Below are 15,391 nucleotides of genomic sequence, written 5' to 3'. Positions count from 1 at the left end.
GCCCGGATCAGCCGCGGGCGTCGGCGCGCCAGCCATACCGGCCGTACCAGGCGACGACGACGAAGCACGCGGCCGGGATGAGGAAGGAGATGGCAGTGCTGCTGCGATCGGCTACCAGCCCCATCAGCGGCGTCACCAACGCGCCGCCGGCGATGGCCATGATGATGAAGGACGCACCGCGCTTGGTATGCACGCCGAGGTTCTTCACTCCAAGCGCGAAAATGGTCGGGAACTGGATCGACATGAAGAAGAACGTCGCCACCAGCGCCGCAACCGACACCTTGCCCCAGCCTGCCATCACGATCACGCAGAGCGCGACATTGATGACCGCATACGTGCACAGCAGCGTTGCCGGTGCGATGCGGCTCATGAGCGCAGTGCCGAGGAAGCGGCCAGCGAGGAAGCACACCATCGCCACCGACAGCAGGAACGAGGCCTGCTGCGATGTCGTGCCCTGCGCATGCTCGGTTACATAGTTGATGAAGAAGGCGCCGATGCCGACCTGGGCGGCGACATAGAAGAACTGCGCGACGACGGCGAGCTGGAGGTGGCGCTGCTTGCCCAGCGACTTTGCATTCGCACCCGCATCCGTAACCGTTTCTTCGCGGATATGCGGCATGGGGGTGCGTGCAATCAGGAGTGCGATCAGTGCAACGACGCCCGCGATGGCAACGTAAGTGCCTTTCACGCTACCGCTGCTGGTTGCGCTGTCGCCGAAGAACAAGGCGCCACCGATGAGCGGGCCAACGAAGGAGCCGACACCGAAGAAGGACTGCGACAGATTGAGTCGGCGTTCCGAGGTTTCAGGTGCACCGAGGAAGGTTACGTACGGATTCGCGGCGGTTTCCAGGCAGGCGAGCCCACAGGCGATGACGAACAATGCGAACAGAAAGAATTCGAACTGCGCCGCCGATGTTGCAGGGATGAAGAGCAGGGCGCCCGCGGCGAACAGCGCCAGTCCCAGCAGGATGCCGGTCTTGTAGCTCGTGCGGTTCATCAGCATCGAAGCAGGCAGCGCCATCACGAAGTACGCGCCGAAGTACGCCATCTGCAGCAGGCCCGAACGCGCGCGCGTGATGTTCAGTGTTTCCTGGAAATGCTTGTTGAGCACGTCGAGCAGGCCGTACGAAAGGCCCCACATGAAGAACAGGCTCGTCACCAGGATGTAGGCGAGGCGGATGTTTCCCGCGGGTTGCGTCGCGGTGACTACAGTAGGGCTGCTGATGTTCAGGGCCATGCGGATTCCTCGGTGATTCGGCTCGTCAGGCGGTGTCGCCCAAGCGGAAGACCGATTGCATCGGCGTCCACTTCCGGCCTTCCGGCGTGAACGGCGTGGGCGACTGGAAGCGCCACATCAGCGCTTCCCATTCGCGGATGCGCGGGTTGTCGCGTTCGGCGGCGGCCATGCGCGCTGGATCGAAGACGGCATCGTCCGTGTCCATCACCATCACCATGCGCGTGCCGAGGCGGAAGATCTCAAGTTCGCGGATGCCGTGCGCGCGCAGGTGCTGCAGCACCTCTGGCCAGACCGCGCGGTGATGGGCCTCGTATTCCTCGATGAGGGCGGGGTCGTCTTTCAGGTCGAGTGCAAGACAGTGGCGCATGGTTATTTGCTCATCAGCGGCTTGCGCGGGTTCCGAAGTGCGCGACTCTTCATGTCAGCGCCCGGTCCAGATGCGTGTATCCGCCATCCACGAACAGCCATTGCCCGGTGACATGACTGGCGCGCCCGGACAGCAGGAAAACCGTGGTGTCGGCGATCTCGTCGGCGCGGGTCATGCGCTTGCCCAGCGGAATCTTGCCGGTGATCGTCGCCAGCTTCTCATCAGGATCGGGGAAGGTCGACAGCCACGATTCGTACAGCGGCGTCATCACTTCGGCCGGAATCACCGCATTCACACGCACGCCGTCGTCGCACAGCGCCGCAGCCCATTCGCGCGTCAGCGACAACTGCGCGCCCTTCGCTGCGGTATAGCCGCTGGTGCCACCCTGGCCGGTCAATGCGGTCTTCGAGGAGATATTGACGATTGCGCCACGCGATGCCTTCAGCGCATCCAGGCACAGGTGCGCCATCACGTAGTAATGGACCAGGTTCTTTTCGAGCGAAGCGACGAAGGCAGCGCGCCCGGCTTCAAGTCCGACGCCGTCATTCACACCGGCATTGTTGACCAGGCCATGCAGTGTGCCGAATTCGGCGAGCGTGGCGTGCACCGCAGTGCGGCAGGCTGCCTCGTCTTCCAGCTGCAACTGGTGGAAGCGCGCATACGGCTGCAATGCATGGAGCTCGCGCTCGAAATCCGCGGACAGCGGACTGCGCCCGAGCACCACGGGGATCGCACCTTCGCGCGCCAGCCCCATGCTGATCGCACCGCCGATGCCGGCGCCGCCGCCGGTGACGATCACGACCTTGTCGCGCAGGTTCAGGTCCATGGTGCGGGCTCCGCAGGCGTCTTGTTGCCGAGGCGCAGACCATAGCAGCGCACCGCGTTGCCGCCCCAGACCAGGGACTGTTCGTCAGGACTCAATGCGGCGGTCCAGTCTTCGATGATCCGGCAGACTCCGGAGTACGACGCGCGCAACAGGCAGACCGGCCAATCGGAGCCGAACAGCAGGCGGCTCGGGCCGAACAGTTCGAGCGCGACGTCGAGATAGCGGCGCACCTCGGCTTCATCGATCGATTGCGAAGCCACTTCGGTCACCAATCCCGAGACCTTGCACAGCACGTGCGGCATCGCCGCGAGCGACGTCAACGCGTTGCGCCATTCCGCATCCTCGTTACCTCCGATCGCCGGCTTGCCGAGATGATCGAGCACCAGCCAGTGCCGGTCGTGGCGGGCACAGAAGTCGCGGGTTTCCGCGAGTTGCGTCGCGCCGCGAACCAGCACTTCATAGACGTGTCCTTGTGCCTGCAATCGCTTCACGCCGAGGTTGAAATGTGTATCGGCCAGCGTTGCAGACACGTCCGGATCGTCCTGCAGTAGATGGCGGAAGCCGGCGAGGGCAGGGCTCGCGGCCCATCGCTCCAGGCGCGCGTCCAGATCCTCGGCGCGCAGGTCGACCCAGCCGATGACGGCAGCGACCCAATCGTGCGAACGGGTGAGTTCCAACAGGAAGTCGGTCTCGGCTTCATCCGTGCGCGCCTGCACGGCGATGCAGCCATCGATGCCTTGTGCGTCAAGGAGTGGGCGCAAATCCTGGGGCATCCAGTTGCGCCTCAAAACGCCCATGCCGGCGCTCATCCACGGATACGCACCCGCGTCGTAGCGCCAGAAATGCTGATGGGCGTCGATGCGCTGGGTCATGAGCGAATTTTCATGCCAGACGTGCCGGAAATGCGGTGCGCTTCATGCAGGAATCTTCCCATCCCGGAACCGGTGCCGCGCTATCGATTCGGGGTGCATCGTGATCGAAAACCCCGGAGCTTCCGGGGGCAGGTAGGCCGCATCGCGGACGATGCAGGGATCGATGAAGTGTTCATGCAGGTGGTCTACGTACTCGACCACCCGCCCCTCGCGCGTGCCGGCGATGCAGACGTAGTCGATCATCGCCAGGTGCTGCACGTATTCGCACAGGCCGACGCCGCCGGCATGCGGGCACACGGGCACGTTGTATTTCGCGGCGAGCAGGAGCACCGCGAGGATTTCGTTCACTCCGCCGAGGCGGCACGCATCGATCTGCGCCACGTCGATCGCGCCACGGGTGATGAACTGCTTGAACATGATGCGGTTCTGGCACATCTCGCCGGTGGCGACCTGCACCGGTGCTATCGCCTCGCGGATGCGCCGATGGCCTTCGATATCGTCCGGGCTCGTGGGCTCCTCGATGAACCACGGCTTCGCGAAAGCAAGCGTGTTCACCCACTCGATAGCCTGGCCGACTTCCCAGATCTGGTTCGCGTCGATCATCAGCTTGCGATCGGGCCCGATCACTTCGCGCGCGATGCGCAGGCGGCGGATGTCGTCGTCGAGATCGCGACCGACCTTCAGCTTGATGTGGCTGAAGCCGGCATCGATCGCTTCCTGGCACAGGCGGCGCAGCTTGTCGTCGCCATAACCGAGCCAGCCGGCCGAAGTGGTGTAGCAGGGGTAGCCTTCGCGTTCGAGCGTGGCGATGCGTTCGGCCTTGCCTGTCGCGCGCTCGCGCAACAACGCGAGCGCTTCGTCGGGCGTGATCGCATCGGTGAGGTAGCGGAAGTCGATGCAGCGGACGAGTTCTTCCGGCGACATGTCCGCGACGAGTCGCCAGACGGGCTCGCCCACGGCCTTCGCCCACAGGTCCCACACGGCATTGACGACGGCACCGGTCGCGAGATGGATCGCGCCCTTGTCCGGACCGATCCAGCGCAACTGGCTGTCGGACGTGATGCGGCGCCAGAACGCGCCCATGTCGGAGGCAATCGTGCCAAGGTCGCACCCGACCAGCAGGTGGCGCATCGCTTCGATCGCCGCGCAGCAGATCTCGTTGCCGCGTCCGATGGTGAAGGTCAGGCCATGGCCTTCGAGCCCGCCCCGATTCGTTTCGAGTACGACGTACGCCGCGGAGTAATCCGGGTCCGGGTTCATCGCATCGGAGCCGTCGAGATGTTGCGACGTGGGGAAGCGCAGGTCGTAGACGCGCAAGTCCGTGATGCTGACGCCCTGCAAGGCATCGGGTTGCACGGCGTTGCGATCCGGCGCGGTGCTCATGCCTGCACCGTCCTTTGAACTTGTTCGCCCAGGCCTTCGATGCCGAGTCGCATCGTCTGGCCTGCCTGCAGATACACGGGCGGCTTCTGTCCCAGTCCCACGCCCGGCGGCGTGCCGGTGGAAATCACGTCGCCCGGTTGCAGGCTCATGAAGCGGCTGAGATAGCTGACCAGGAAGCGCACACCGAACACCATCGTCGACGTGCTGCCGTCCTGGTAGCGATGGCCATCGACTTCGAGCCACAGGCGCAACGCCTGCGGGTCGGGCACTTCATCGGCGGTGACCAGCCACGGGCCGATCGGGCCGAACGTGTCGCAACCCTTACCCTTGTCCCACGTGCCCGTGCCTTCGAGCTGGAACGCGCGCTCGGACACATCGTTGATGACGCAGTAACCGGCGACGTGGTCCAGCGCATCGGCTTCCTCGATGTAGCGGCCGCCGCGGCCAATGACGACGCCGAGTTCGATTTCCCAGTCGGTTTTCTGCGAATCGCGGGGAATTTCGACATCGTCGTTCGGACCGCAAATGGCGCTGGTCCACTTGCCGAAGACGACAGGCTCCGCGGGCACGGTCGCGCCGGTTTCGGCGGCGTGGTCGGAATAGTTCAGACCGATGCAGATGAATTTGCCGACGCGGCCGACGCACGCGCCGATGCGCGGATCGCCATCGACGAGCGGCAGCGACCCGGAATCGAGCGCGCGAAGGCGGGCGAGGCCTTCCGGCGTGAGCGTATCGCCCACGATGTCGTCGATGACGCCCGACAGGTCGCGGATTCGGCCGTGACTGTCGAGCATGCCGGGGTGTTCGCTTCCGCGTTCGCCGAAACGTAAGAGCTTCATGCGGTTTCCTTTGCTTTGCTCATCGCGTCGACTCAGGTGCTCCAGCCGCCATCGATCACCTGGCAGGTGCCGGTGGTGAAGGCGGACTCGTCGCTCGCGAGATAGACGGCGAGCGCGGCGATCTCTTCCGGACGGCCCAGGCGGCCCATCGGCTGGCGCGCCACGAATGCGGCGTGCACCTGGTCGGTCGTCGAGTTCTGCGCGCGCGCCTGTTCGGCGATGCGCTGCTGCAGGGAAGGGGACTCGACCGTGCCCGGGCAGATCGCGTTGCAGCGGATGCCCGCACCGACGAAATCGGCGGCGATCGATTTGGTGAGGCCGATCACGGCCGCCTTGGTGGTGCTGTAGGCGAAGCGGTTCGGCACGCCCTTCAGGCTCGAAGCGACCGACGACATGTTGACGATGGAGCCGCCGCCGCGTTCGAGCATGCCCGGCAGGACCGCACGGACTATCCGGAACATCGCGGTCACATTGAGTTGCAGCGCGAATTCCCAGTCGCGTTCGTCGCACTCCAGCACGCTGCCGGCGTGCACGACGCCGGCACAGTTGAAGAGAGTGCTGAAGCCGTCAGTGCCGCCATGAGTGCCGAGGGAGGCCATTGCTTCGGCATTGGTGACGTCCAGGTGCAGGGTCTGGATCCGCGGGCCGCCTTCGGCTTGCAGGTTCGCGAGCCCGGCTTCATTGATGTCCGCCGCAAGCACCTGCGCGCCTTCACGCGCGAACGCCAGCGCCGTGGCGCGGCCAATGCCTTGTGCGGCGGCGGTGACCAGCGCGCGCTTGCCCTGCAGTCTCATGGCGGGTACCCATTGGCCTAGTGGTTGGACCAATAGTATCGTAGCCGGAATTCGACGTAACGCCAGTGGTCCCAATCCGGCGTTCCGGCGTGAATGGCAAACGGGAGAGACGCGGAATGCATGTGTCGGCGAGACACCCAGGGCATAGGGCATGCAGAACCGGACAACGGCATAACCGGGCCTTGCCTGATGCACATCGTGATTCGTGATGAGACTGCGCACTGCGGCCGGGGCAGCGGCTGCAAGCCGTACGCTACGATCGGCCGCTGCCGGCACGCGACGCTGGCCACATCGAATCAGGAGAGCAACATTCCATGAGCTGTGCCACTGTCTGGTTGTTGCGTCCCGCGTTGACGTTGCTTGCGTCGCTGGCATTCGTGGCTCCCGCCCGGGCGGTGAGTGCGCCCGTGATTCCGTTGCCCGCACGCGTCACGCAAGCGAACGGCGCGTTTTCCGTAGACGCGGCTACGCAAGTACAGGTGCCGCCCGGCGATACGCATGCGCGGCACGCGGCGGACTACTTCATCAACTTGCTTGAATCCAGCAGCAGCACCCGACTGCCGCTGGTCGAAGCCACACGAGATGCGCGTTCGACGAAGCGCGGCATCGCTTTCGCCATCGACCCGAAGGCACCTGCGGGCGATGAAGCCTATTCCGTTTCGGTTTCACCTTCCGGCGTGCAGGTGAGCGCGCGTTCGGCGCCGGGGCTGTTCTACGGCGGCATCACCCTGTGGCAGTTGTTGTCGGCCGACGGCGGAAATGCACTTCCGGTAAAACTCCAGGCGCTGCGCGTCGAGGATGCGCCGCGCTTCGCATGGCGCGGCTTCATGCTCGATTCCGCGCGGCACCTGCAGAGCATCGGCGAGATCAAGAAGCTGCTCGACCAGATGGCGCAGGCCAAGCTCAACGTCTTCCACTGGCATCTCACCGACGACCAGGGCTGGAGGCTTGAAATCAAGCGCTATCCGCGCCTGACCGATGTTGGCGCGTGGCGCGTTCCCGCGGGCAAGGCCGGACGCGATGCCGATGGCAAGCCCGTGCGCTACGGCGGCTATTACACGCAGGACCAGGCACGGGAGATCGTCGAATACGCTGCCCAGCGCCACATCACCGTGGTGCCGGAAATCGAAATGCCCGGGCACGCGCAGGCGGCCATCGCCGCCTATCCGCAATTCGGCGTGACCGGCAGGGCGCCGGCGGTGTCGCCCGACTGGGGCGTGAACCCGTACCTGTACAACACCGACGATGCGACGTTCTCCTTCCTCGAGGGCGTGCTGAGCGAGGTGATGGATGTATTTCCTGGCACGTACATCCACATTGGCGGGGACGAAGCCGTCAAGACACAGTGGACGTCGTCGCCGAAAGTGCAGGAACAACGCCGCGCGTTGGGCCTCGCCGACGAGCATGAACTGCAGAGCTGGTTCATCAAGCGCATCGAGCGCTTCGTCGCGTCCAAGGGCCGCAAGCTGATCGGCTGGGACGAGATCCTCGAAGGCGGCCTGCCGCCGGAAGCGACGGTGATGTCCTGGCGTGGCATCAAGGGCGCGGTCGAGGCCGCGAAGCAGGGGCACGATGTCGTGCTGTCGCCGAGCAACGTGGTCTATTTCAATCGCATGCAGAGCGATGCGGCCGACGAGCCGCCGAGCCACGACTATCCGACACCGTTGAAGGCGGTCTATGACTTCGAGCCGGTGCCGGCAGAGCTGACGGCGGAAGAGTCGAAGCACGTGCTCGGCACGCAGGCGAACCTCTGGACCGAACATGTACGCACCGAGCCGCGCGTGGAACACATGACGTTTCCGCGTCTAGCCGCGCTCGCAGAGGTCGCGTGGTCGCCACGCGAGACGCGCGACTGGAACGGATTCCTGCAGCGGCTTGCGCCGCAGATGCAGCGTTATCGCAAGGCGGGAATCGCGGCCGCGGACAGCGCTTTTGCCGTGCGCTTCGACATGAAGCCGGAAGGCGACGGCGCGCTGGTCGCGTTGCGCAACCAGACCGGTTTCGGTGAATTGCGCTACACGCTCGATGGTGGCGAACCGGGACCGGATTCGCCCCGTTACGAAAAGCCACTGGCAGTCCCGTTTGCCACTTCCGTGCGTGCGAACGCGTTCTTCGAAGGGCGTCCGCTCGCCGCGCCACGCTCGCAGCAGGTCAGTGCACTGGCGCTCGCGACCGTCGATGCCGAGCAGCTGCAGACCTGTTCGAAGGACGGGCTCGTACTGCGCCTGGAAGACGACGAGCCTGTGGGTGATCAGCGTGCCGTGGTCCCGGTCGACATCGGCAATCCGTGCTGGATCTGGAAGGACGTGGATCTCACCGGGGTGACCTCGCTGCGTGTCGATGCCGTCGACCTGCCGTTCAATTTCCAGTTCGGCGCAGACCCCGCACCGGGTGCGCTGCGCAAGCAGGCCACGCGTGAAGGCGAACTTGAAGTCGCGCTGGACAGCTGCAATGGCAAGCGCGTCGGCACGGCGGCACTGGGCGATGCGCGTCGCGATGGCGGCGTTGCCGTGATCGACGTGCCGATAAGCAACGTAACCGGACGCCACGATCTCTGCCTGCGTTTCACGCGTGACAAGCACGATCCACTGTGGGCGATCGATCGCATCCAGTTGCAACCGGTGGAGCGGTAACCGTCGCCACGAGGCGCATCTCTAACTTAAAAGCGGCAAGTCTCTCTTTCGAGGAAATCTCATGCAGGACAAGGTGCGCAGTACCTGGGTTTCGATCGCCATCATCGGCTTGCTGTTTTTTGTCATGGGCTGGTTCACCTGGATCAACGGGCCGTTGATCCAGTTCGTGCGGCTTGCGTTCGACCTGAGCACGTTCGCTGCCTTCCTGGTCACCTTCGTCTTCTACATCTCCTACTTCTGCTGGGCGTTGCCCGCGTCGGTGATCCTCGACCGCACCGGCATGAAGAAGGGCATGGCCATCGCGTTGTGGGTGATGGCAGCCGGCGCCATCGCGTTCGGACAGTTCTGCGTGCAGCGCTGGTATCCGGGCGCGCTCGCCGGACTCTTCGTCATCGGTGCAGGCCTGGCGATCCTGCAGACCGCGGCGAATCCCTACATCAGCATCCTCGGGCCGATCGAAAGCGGCGCGCAGCGCATCGCGCTCATGGGCATCTGCAACAAGATCGCCGGCATGGCTGCGCCGTTCCTGCTGGGCACGCTGGTGCTGCACGGCATGGGCGACATCGCCACGCAGGTGGCCGGTGCCGATGCGGCGACGAAGGAGCAGATCCTCGACCAGTTCGCCAGCAGCATCCACGTGCCTTACCTGTTGATGGCCGGCGTTCTCGCGGTACTCGGACTGGCGATCCTGTTCTCGCCGCTGCCCGACGTGCGCGGCGAAAGCGATGCGAAGTCGAAGCAGGAAAGTGCCGGACGCCTGTCCGACTATCCGCACGTGTGGCTGGGTGCACTCGCGATCTTTGTCTACGTGGCCGCCGAAGTCATGGCGGGCGACGCGGTCGGTGTGTACGGACGCGAAGCTGGCATTCCGCTCGACCAAACCAAGTTCTTCACGATGTACACGCTAGGCGCGATGCTCATCGGTTACGTCGCGGGCTTCATCCTGGTGCCGCGCTTCGTTTCGCAGCAACGTTACCTGGCCGTTTCCGCGGTGCTCGGCATGGTACTGACGCTGTGCGCCTATCTTGCCCATGGCTACGCATCGGTCACCTTCATCTTCGCGCTCGGTTTCGCCAACGCGATGATGTGGCCGGCGATCTTCCCATTGTCGATCCACGGCCTGGGCCGCCTGATCGAACGTGGTTCGGCACTGCTGATCATGGGCATTGCCGGCGGCGCGCTGGTGCCGCAGCTGTTCGCGTTGCTGCTCGATCATTCGCCGCAGCAGTTCCAGCTGTGGTTCTTCGTGTTGATGCTGCCGTGCTACCTGTACATCCTGTATTTCGCCCTGCGCGGTCATCGCGTGCCACCGCGTGTCGGCAACAGCGTGGCGCAGCCTCGCGCAACGAACGCATGAGAGTGAAGACATCGCAGTCGCGGCGCGGCTTTCTTGCCGCCGCCGGCAGTGGACTGGTTGCGGCATCATTGCCGCTCGGTGCGGGTGCGGCATCGGCAGCACGGGTCACCAGTGCTGCCGCGCGCCCGCCTCCGACACCGCAGCAACTGGCATGGCAGCGCGAAGAGCTCGCGATGTTCGTCCACTTCACGGTGAATACGTTCACCGGCAAGGAGTGGGGCGACGGCACGGAAAGCCCGCGCATCTTCGATCCGCACAAGCTCGACGCGCGGCAATGGGCGCGAACGGCGAAACGCTGCGGCTTCGGCAGCATGATCCTGACGGCGAAGCACCACGACGGCTTCTGCCTGTGGCCCACGCGCACCACCGGGCACTGCATTCGCAACAGCCCTTGGCGCGATGGCAAGGGCGATGTCGTGCGCGAGTTCGCCGATGCGTGCCGCGCGGAAGGTCTGGGCGTCGGCTTCTATCTGTCGCCATGGGATCGCAATACACCCAGCTACGGGCAGGGTGAGGCCTACAACGATTTCTATATCACGCAGCTCGAAGAACTGCTGGGGAATTACGGAGAACTGGTCGAAGTCTGGTTCGACGGTGCAAATGGTGAGGGCCCGAACGGCAAACGCCAGATCTACGACTGGCCGCGCATCCACGGCACCGTGCGCAGGATGCAACCCAATGCCGTGATCTTCGGTGACGCCGGCCCCGGTGTGCGCTGGATCGGCAATGAGAAGGGAGAAGCCGGCACCACCTGCTGGAGCATGGTCGATCCGAAGCGCGTGCCGTACGCCGGCTTCGATGCTTCGTGGGTGCCGGAAGCGCTGATGCAGGGCGATCCGCAGGGCAGCGAATGGCGTCCGGGTGAAGCCGACGTCTCGATCCGCCCAGGCTGGTTCTGGCACGCGAGCGAGGACGACAAGGTTCGCACGGCCGCCAACCTGATGGAGCTCTACTTCAAATCGGTAGGCCGCAACAGCAAGTTGCTGCTCAATGTTCCGCCGACTTCGGAGGGATTGCTCCACGAGAACGACGTGCGCGCGCTCGAGGAATTCTTCGAAATGCGACGTCACCTGTTCGCAAGTAACCTGCTCGAAGGTGCGCAGGTACGTGCAAGCGGCGGCAGTACGCCTGCAGCCGTGCTGGATTCCTCAGGCGATCGGTACTGGCAGGCGCCTGCGGGCGAACGCTCGGGCTGGATCGAATTCGAATCGCCCGCGCCGATCACGTTCGACGTGCTTCGCCTCGAAGAAGCGATCGAGCATGGCCAGCACATCGCCAACCATCGCGTCGATGCCTGGCAGGACGGTGGATGGCAAACCGTGTGCTGGGGCACCACGATCGGCAACGCGCGCCTGGCCCGTTTCGCACCGTGCACCGCATCGCGCATTCGCGTGTCGGTGGAGTTTGCCTACGACACACCGCGGCTGCGCCGGGTGGCGCAGTACCGCACGCGGCAGGAATCCTGACATGAAGACACGCCTGGTCACGTTGCTGCTGTTGCTTGCGTTTCTGATCGTGCCGGGACGCCCTGAAGCGGCGCACCCGACGCATACGTTTGGCTGGAAGGGCGAGCACTTCCTGCTCGACGGAAAGCCTTTCGTGATCCGTGGCGGCGAGATGCACTTCAGCCGCATTCCGCGCGAGCACTGGCGCGACCGGCTGCGCATGCTCAAAGCGATGGGGCTCAACACGGTCGGCACGTATCTGTTCTGGAACCTGCACGAGCCGCGTCCCGGCGAGTTCGATTTCAGCGGCCGCAACGACATCGCCGAGTTCGTCCGCATCGCCCGGCAAGAAGGGCTGTGGGTGATCATCCGTCCGGGCCCTTACAGCTGCGCGGAGTGGGAATTCGGCGGGTTTCCGTCGTGGCTGCTGAAGACGCCGGACATGCGCGTGCGCACGTCCGATCCGCGCTACGTCGCCGCGGTCACGCGCTACCTGCACGAAGTCGGCCGCCAGCTCGCACCATTGCAGGTTACGCAGGGCGGCCCGATCGTGATGGTGCAGGTCGAGAACGAATACGGTTCCTTCGGCAGCGACCACGGCTACATGCGCAGCGTTCGCGACGCACTGCGGCAGGCCGGCTTCGATGTGACGCTGTACACCGCCGACGGCGCGACGCCGAAGATGCTCGGCGGAGGTACGCTTCCCGACGTGTTGCCGGTGATCAACTTCGGTGACGACCCGGCTGGAAACTTCGAGGCATTCGCGCGATTCCGCGGCAACGTGCCGCAAATGGCAGGGGAGTACTACCCGGGCTGGTTCGACCACTGGGGCGATGAGCACCACACCGGCAACATCGAAAATATCCAACGCGACATCGGCTGGATGCTGGAACGCGACATCTCCTTCAGCCTCTACATGTTCCATGGCGGGACCACCTTCGGCTTCATGAATGGCGCGAACTACAGCGACAAGGAGCCGTACCAGCCCGACACGAGCAGTTACGACTACGGTGCGCCGCTGGACGAAGCCGGACGTCCGACGCCCGCATACCACGCACTGCGGGAACTCATCGGCCGGCATCTGCAACCCGGCGAAACCCTGCCCGCGGTGCCGGAACCGCCGCCGATGATCGCGATTCCGCGCTTCACCCTGAGGCAGTCGGCGCCGCTGGATGCACTGCTCGCGAATCCCACGGCTGCGGTGCGGCCGCTGAGCATGGAAGAACTCGACCAGTCCTACGGCTTCGTCTGGTATCGCGCGCGTTTACCGATCCAGGGCAAGACCACGCTGGAAGTCGGCGACGTGCGCGACATGGCGTTGATCTACCAGGGCGGAAAGCCACTGGGCACACTCGATCGCCGCAAGGGACAACGCAGCATCGAACTCGACGTGGCAGCGGGACAGCCGGTCGACCTGCTGGTCGAGAACATGGGCCGCATCAACTACGGCCCGCGCATGGTGGACGAACGAAAAGGATTGCTCGGCCCGGTGCGCTTCGGCGGAAAACCGGTGCTGGATTGGGAAATGTATCGCCTGCCGCTCGACGATCTGTCGCGGGTGCGCTTCATTGAAGGCGATCGCGATTCGCCTGCGTTCCATCGCGGCACGTTCACGCTTGCGTCGTCGGGCGACAGCTACATCGACATGCGCGGTTGGGGCAGGGGCCATGTGTGGATCAACGGACATCACCTTGGCCGTTTCTGGCAGATCGGGCCGCAGCAGGCGCTGCTGGTGCCGGCCGAATGGCTGCGACGCGGCAGGAACGAGATCGTCGTGCTCGAACTCGAATCCAACCGGCAACGCAGCGTGCAGGGCCTGACCGAGCCGGTGTACGCCACCGCCGCCACTTTGCCTGCAACCGGTACGCATTGAATTCAGGAGCACTGCCATGACCAGCCGCCGCCGCTTCCTCCAGTCCAGCCTGCTTTCCGCGACCGCTCTGGCGCTTGCCCAGGGAGCTACCGCCGCAACGGGCAAAACAGCCACGCGTGCCCGTGTCGTGTCGACCTGGGATTTCGGCGTAGGCGCCAACCAGGCGGCATGGGCGAAGCTCTCTGCGGGAAGTTCCGCGCTCGATGCCGTCGAAACCGGCGCGCGTTGGGCGGAAGAAACACTGTGCAACACCACCGTCGGGCACTGCGGTTATCCGGATCGCGACGGCGTGCAGACACTCGACGCCAGCATCATGGATGGCGACGGCCGCTGCGGTGCCGTTGCCGCGATCGAAGACATCCTGCATCCGATTTCCGTCGCGCGTGCGGTAATGGAGAAGACGCCGCACGTGCTGCTGGTGGGCGAGGGCGCGCAACAGTTTGCTGTGCAGCAGGGCTTCGAGAAGAAGCCGCTGCTCACGCCGGAAGCGAAAAAGGCCTGGCAGGAATGGCTCAAGACCGCGCAGTACAAGCCGCAGATCAACACCGAGCGCGCAAAGCTGCCGGGCAACAAGGAAAACCACGACACCCTCGGCATGCTCGCGCTCGACGCCAACGGCAATCTCGCCGGCGCGTGCACGACCAGCGGCATGGCGTGGAAGCTGCACGGCCGCGTGGGCGACAGTCCGATCGTCGGCGCGGGACTCTACGTCGACCACGCGGTGGGCGCCGCGACGGCTTCAGGCGTGGGCGAGGAGATGATCCGCAACGCGGCCAGCTTCCTCGTGGTGGAGCTCATGCGCCAGGGCCGCACGCCGATGGAAGCCTGCCGTGAGGCGATCGATCGCGTCGTCCGCAAACGCCCTGAAGCGAGCAAGACGTTGCAGGTGTGCTTCCTCGCCATGAACCGCGAGGGCGAAGTGGGCGCGTATGCCCTGCACAAAGGCTTCGTGTACGCGGTCTGCGATGCCGCGAAGCAGGATGCGCTGCTGGATTCGCGTTCGGTCTACTGACTTCCGTTACTACGCAGCGCGTCGACGATGCGACGCACGATCGCGGCATCGGTGCGGATCTCGCCACCGGTCATGCCCAGCGACTGGCGTGGGACGTAATGGGACAGGGAAGGGCACGCGTGCTTGGCCGATGCGTGGAATTCCCTCGCGCCGGTCTGCTCGCGAAGCGCGGCGATATTCATTGCGTCGATACCGGCGCCCGGCATCACCGAAATGCGGCCGTCCGCGCGCAACACCATTTCACGAAGCAGGTCGGCGCCGTCGGGCGCGTTCGACTGCGCGCCGGAGCTCAGCACACGCTCGCATCCCAGCGCGATCGCGTCTTCAAGCGACTGTAGCGGATCGCGACTGACGTCGATGGCACGATGGAATGTCACGCCGAGACCTTTCGCCGCGGTGACGAGCCCGACGCAGCGATCGCGATCCACGTTGCCGTGGGCATCCAGCACGCCAATCACCACGCCATCGCAACCAAGCGCGACGCAGGCTTCGATATCGCGCTGCATCGTGGCGCACTCGTCATCGCTGTACAGGAAGTCACCCGCGCGCGGACGGATCAGCACGTACAGCGGGATGCGAAGACGATCGCGGGCAAGGGCGATCTGCCCATGCGACGGGGTGAGGCCGCCCAGTTCGAGCGCCGTGCACAACTCCACGCGACCCGCGCCGCCGTCCTGCGCGGCGATAGCGGAGGCCACCGAGTTAGCTGCCACTTCCAGCAGCGGTTCCTGGGTCATGTTTTCGTGAATTCCT

General features: G+C 64.7%; 13 protein-coding genes. 5 read left to right on the top strand and 8 right to left on the bottom strand.

Annotated elements, in window-relative coordinates:
• Positions 1-7 precede the first annotated feature (7 nt).
• From ASD14_RS07535 to ASD14_RS07505, 7 genes are read right to left on the bottom strand one after another with little or no spacing between them, the layout of a single operon-like run.
• Positions 8-1,237 (bottom strand): sugar MFS transporter, encoded by a 1,230-nt coding sequence (locus tag ASD14_RS07535; protein WP_056131180.1) that lies wholly within the window; start codon positions 1,235-1,237, stop codon positions 8-10.
• Positions 1,238-1,262: 25 nt separating this feature from the next.
• A complete protein-coding gene (locus ASD14_RS07530; protein WP_056131178.1) occupies positions 1,263-1,604 on the bottom strand; it encodes an L-rhamnose mutarotase in 342 nt (113 codons plus the stop codon).
• A 49-nt stretch (positions 1,605-1,653) separates the two neighbouring features.
• The gene (locus tag ASD14_RS07525; protein ID WP_056131175.1) at positions 1,654-2,430 is read right to left on the bottom strand and encodes an SDR family oxidoreductase; all 777 of its coding nucleotides are present in this window, start codon (positions 2,428-2,430) and stop codon (positions 1,654-1,656) included.
• Positions 2,421-3,302, bottom strand: coding sequence for an amidohydrolase family protein (locus ASD14_RS07520; protein ID WP_056131172.1), 882 nt, complete (start codon positions 3,300-3,302; stop codon positions 2,421-2,423). The genes ASD14_RS07525 and ASD14_RS07520 overlap by 10 nt, the downstream gene beginning before the upstream one ends.
• Positions 3,303-3,344: 42 nt before the next feature.
• Positions 3,345-4,685: an L-fuconate dehydratase gene (locus tag ASD14_RS07515; RefSeq protein WP_082538799.1), complete on the bottom strand. Its 1,341-nt coding sequence runs from the start codon at positions 4,683-4,685 to the stop codon at positions 3,345-3,347.
• Complete coding sequence (locus ASD14_RS07510; protein ID WP_056131169.1) at positions 4,682-5,524, bottom strand: ureidoglycolate lyase; 843 nt, start codon at positions 5,522-5,524, stop codon at positions 4,682-4,684. The genes ASD14_RS07515 and ASD14_RS07510 overlap by 4 nt, the downstream gene beginning before the upstream one ends.
• Positions 5,525-5,556: 32 nt before the next feature.
• Positions 5,557-6,318, bottom strand: coding sequence for an SDR family oxidoreductase (locus ASD14_RS07505; RefSeq protein ID WP_056131166.1), 762 nt, complete (start codon positions 6,316-6,318; stop codon positions 5,557-5,559).
• A 314-nt stretch (positions 6,319-6,632) separates the two neighbouring features.
• Here ASD14_RS07505 and ASD14_RS07500 point away from each other — a divergent pair, with 314 nt between their 5' ends.
• The 5 genes from ASD14_RS07500 to ASD14_RS07480 all read left to right on the top strand — a co-directional run bounded on the left by ASD14_RS07500 (position 6,633) and on the right by ASD14_RS07480 (position 14,638).
• Positions 6,633-8,951 carry a family 20 glycosylhydrolase gene (locus ASD14_RS07500; protein WP_082538798.1) on the top strand — a complete coding sequence of 773 codons (2,319 nt, stop codon included), beginning with the start codon at positions 6,633-6,635 and terminating at the stop codon, positions 8,949-8,951.
• A 61-nt stretch (positions 8,952-9,012) separates the two neighbouring features.
• Complete coding sequence (locus ASD14_RS07495) at positions 9,013-10,308, top strand: sugar MFS transporter (protein ID WP_056131160.1); 1,296 nt, start codon at positions 9,013-9,015, stop codon at positions 10,306-10,308.
• The gene (locus ASD14_RS07490; protein WP_082538797.1) at positions 10,305-11,774 is read left to right on the top strand and encodes an alpha-L-fucosidase; all 1,470 of its coding nucleotides are present in this window, start codon (positions 10,305-10,307) and stop codon (positions 11,772-11,774) included. The genes ASD14_RS07495 and ASD14_RS07490 overlap by 4 nt, the downstream gene beginning before the upstream one ends.
• A gap of 1 nt (position 11,775) precedes the next feature.
• Entirely contained in the window at positions 11,776-13,626 is a 1,851-nt protein-coding gene (locus tag ASD14_RS07485; protein WP_056131157.1) for a beta-galactosidase family protein, read from the top strand.
• A 16-nt stretch (positions 13,627-13,642) separates the two neighbouring features.
• Positions 13,643-14,638 (top strand): N(4)-(beta-N-acetylglucosaminyl)-L-asparaginase, encoded by a 996-nt coding sequence (locus ASD14_RS07480; RefSeq protein WP_056131154.1) that lies wholly within the window; start codon positions 13,643-13,645, stop codon positions 14,636-14,638.
• Here the strand turns inward: ASD14_RS07480 and ASD14_RS07475 are convergent.
• The gene (locus ASD14_RS07475) at positions 14,632-15,375 is read right to left on the bottom strand and encodes a copper homeostasis protein CutC (protein WP_056132267.1); all 744 of its coding nucleotides are present in this window, start codon (positions 15,373-15,375) and stop codon (positions 14,632-14,634) included. The genes ASD14_RS07480 and ASD14_RS07475 overlap by 7 nt on opposite strands.
• Positions 15,376-15,391: the final 16 nt, after the last annotated feature.

This window comes from Lysobacter sp. Root494, assembly GCF_001427225.1.
In the GTDB taxonomy this organism is placed as follows: Bacteria; Pseudomonadota; Gammaproteobacteria; order Xanthomonadales; family Xanthomonadaceae; genus Agrilutibacter.
Note: the sequence above shows the minus strand (reverse complement) of the source record. Positions and strands in the feature narration are given on the sequence as shown.

What these genes read in the sequence shown, in the direction of transcription:
- ASD14_RS07490 (WP_082538797.1), top strand. Translation starts at nt 10,305, where the DNA reads ATGAGAGTGAAGACATCGCAGTCGCGGCGCGGCTTTCTTGCCGCCGCC.
- ASD14_RS07520 (WP_056131172.1), bottom strand. Translation starts at nt 3,302, where the DNA reads ATGACCCAGCGCATCGACGCCCATCAGCATTTCTGGCGCTACGACGCG.
- ASD14_RS07475 (WP_056132267.1), bottom strand. Translation starts at nt 15,375, where the DNA reads ATGACCCAGGAACCGCTGCTGGAAGTGGCAGCTAACTCGGTGGCCTCC.
- ASD14_RS07505 (WP_056131166.1), bottom strand. Translation starts at nt 6,318, where the DNA reads ATGAGACTGCAGGGCAAGCGCGCGCTGGTCACCGCCGCCGCACAAGGC.
- ASD14_RS07480 (WP_056131154.1), top strand. Translation starts at nt 13,643, where the DNA reads ATGACCAGCCGCCGCCGCTTCCTCCAGTCCAGCCTGCTTTCCGCGACC.
- ASD14_RS07485 (WP_056131157.1), top strand. Translation starts at nt 11,776, where the DNA reads ATGAAGACACGCCTGGTCACGTTGCTGCTGTTGCTTGCGTTTCTGATC.
- ASD14_RS07530 (WP_056131178.1), bottom strand. Translation starts at nt 1,604, where the DNA reads ATGCGCCACTGTCTTGCACTCGACCTGAAAGACGACCCCGCCCTCATC.
- ASD14_RS07515 (WP_082538799.1), bottom strand. Translation starts at nt 4,685, where the DNA reads ATGAGCACCGCGCCGGATCGCAACGCCGTGCAACCCGATGCCTTGCAG.
- ASD14_RS07535 (WP_056131180.1), bottom strand. Translation starts at nt 1,237, where the DNA reads ATGGCCCTGAACATCAGCAGCCCTACTGTAGTCACCGCGACGCAACCC.
- ASD14_RS07525 (WP_056131175.1), bottom strand. Translation starts at nt 2,430, where the DNA reads ATGGACCTGAACCTGCGCGACAAGGTCGTGATCGTCACCGGCGGCGGC.
- ASD14_RS07510 (WP_056131169.1), bottom strand. Translation starts at nt 5,524, where the DNA reads ATGAAGCTCTTACGTTTCGGCGAACGCGGAAGCGAACACCCCGGCATG.
- ASD14_RS07495 (WP_056131160.1), top strand. Translation starts at nt 9,013, where the DNA reads ATGCAGGACAAGGTGCGCAGTACCTGGGTTTCGATCGCCATCATCGGC.
- ASD14_RS07500 (WP_082538798.1), top strand. Translation starts at nt 6,633, where the DNA reads ATGAGCTGTGCCACTGTCTGGTTGTTGCGTCCCGCGTTGACGTTGCTT.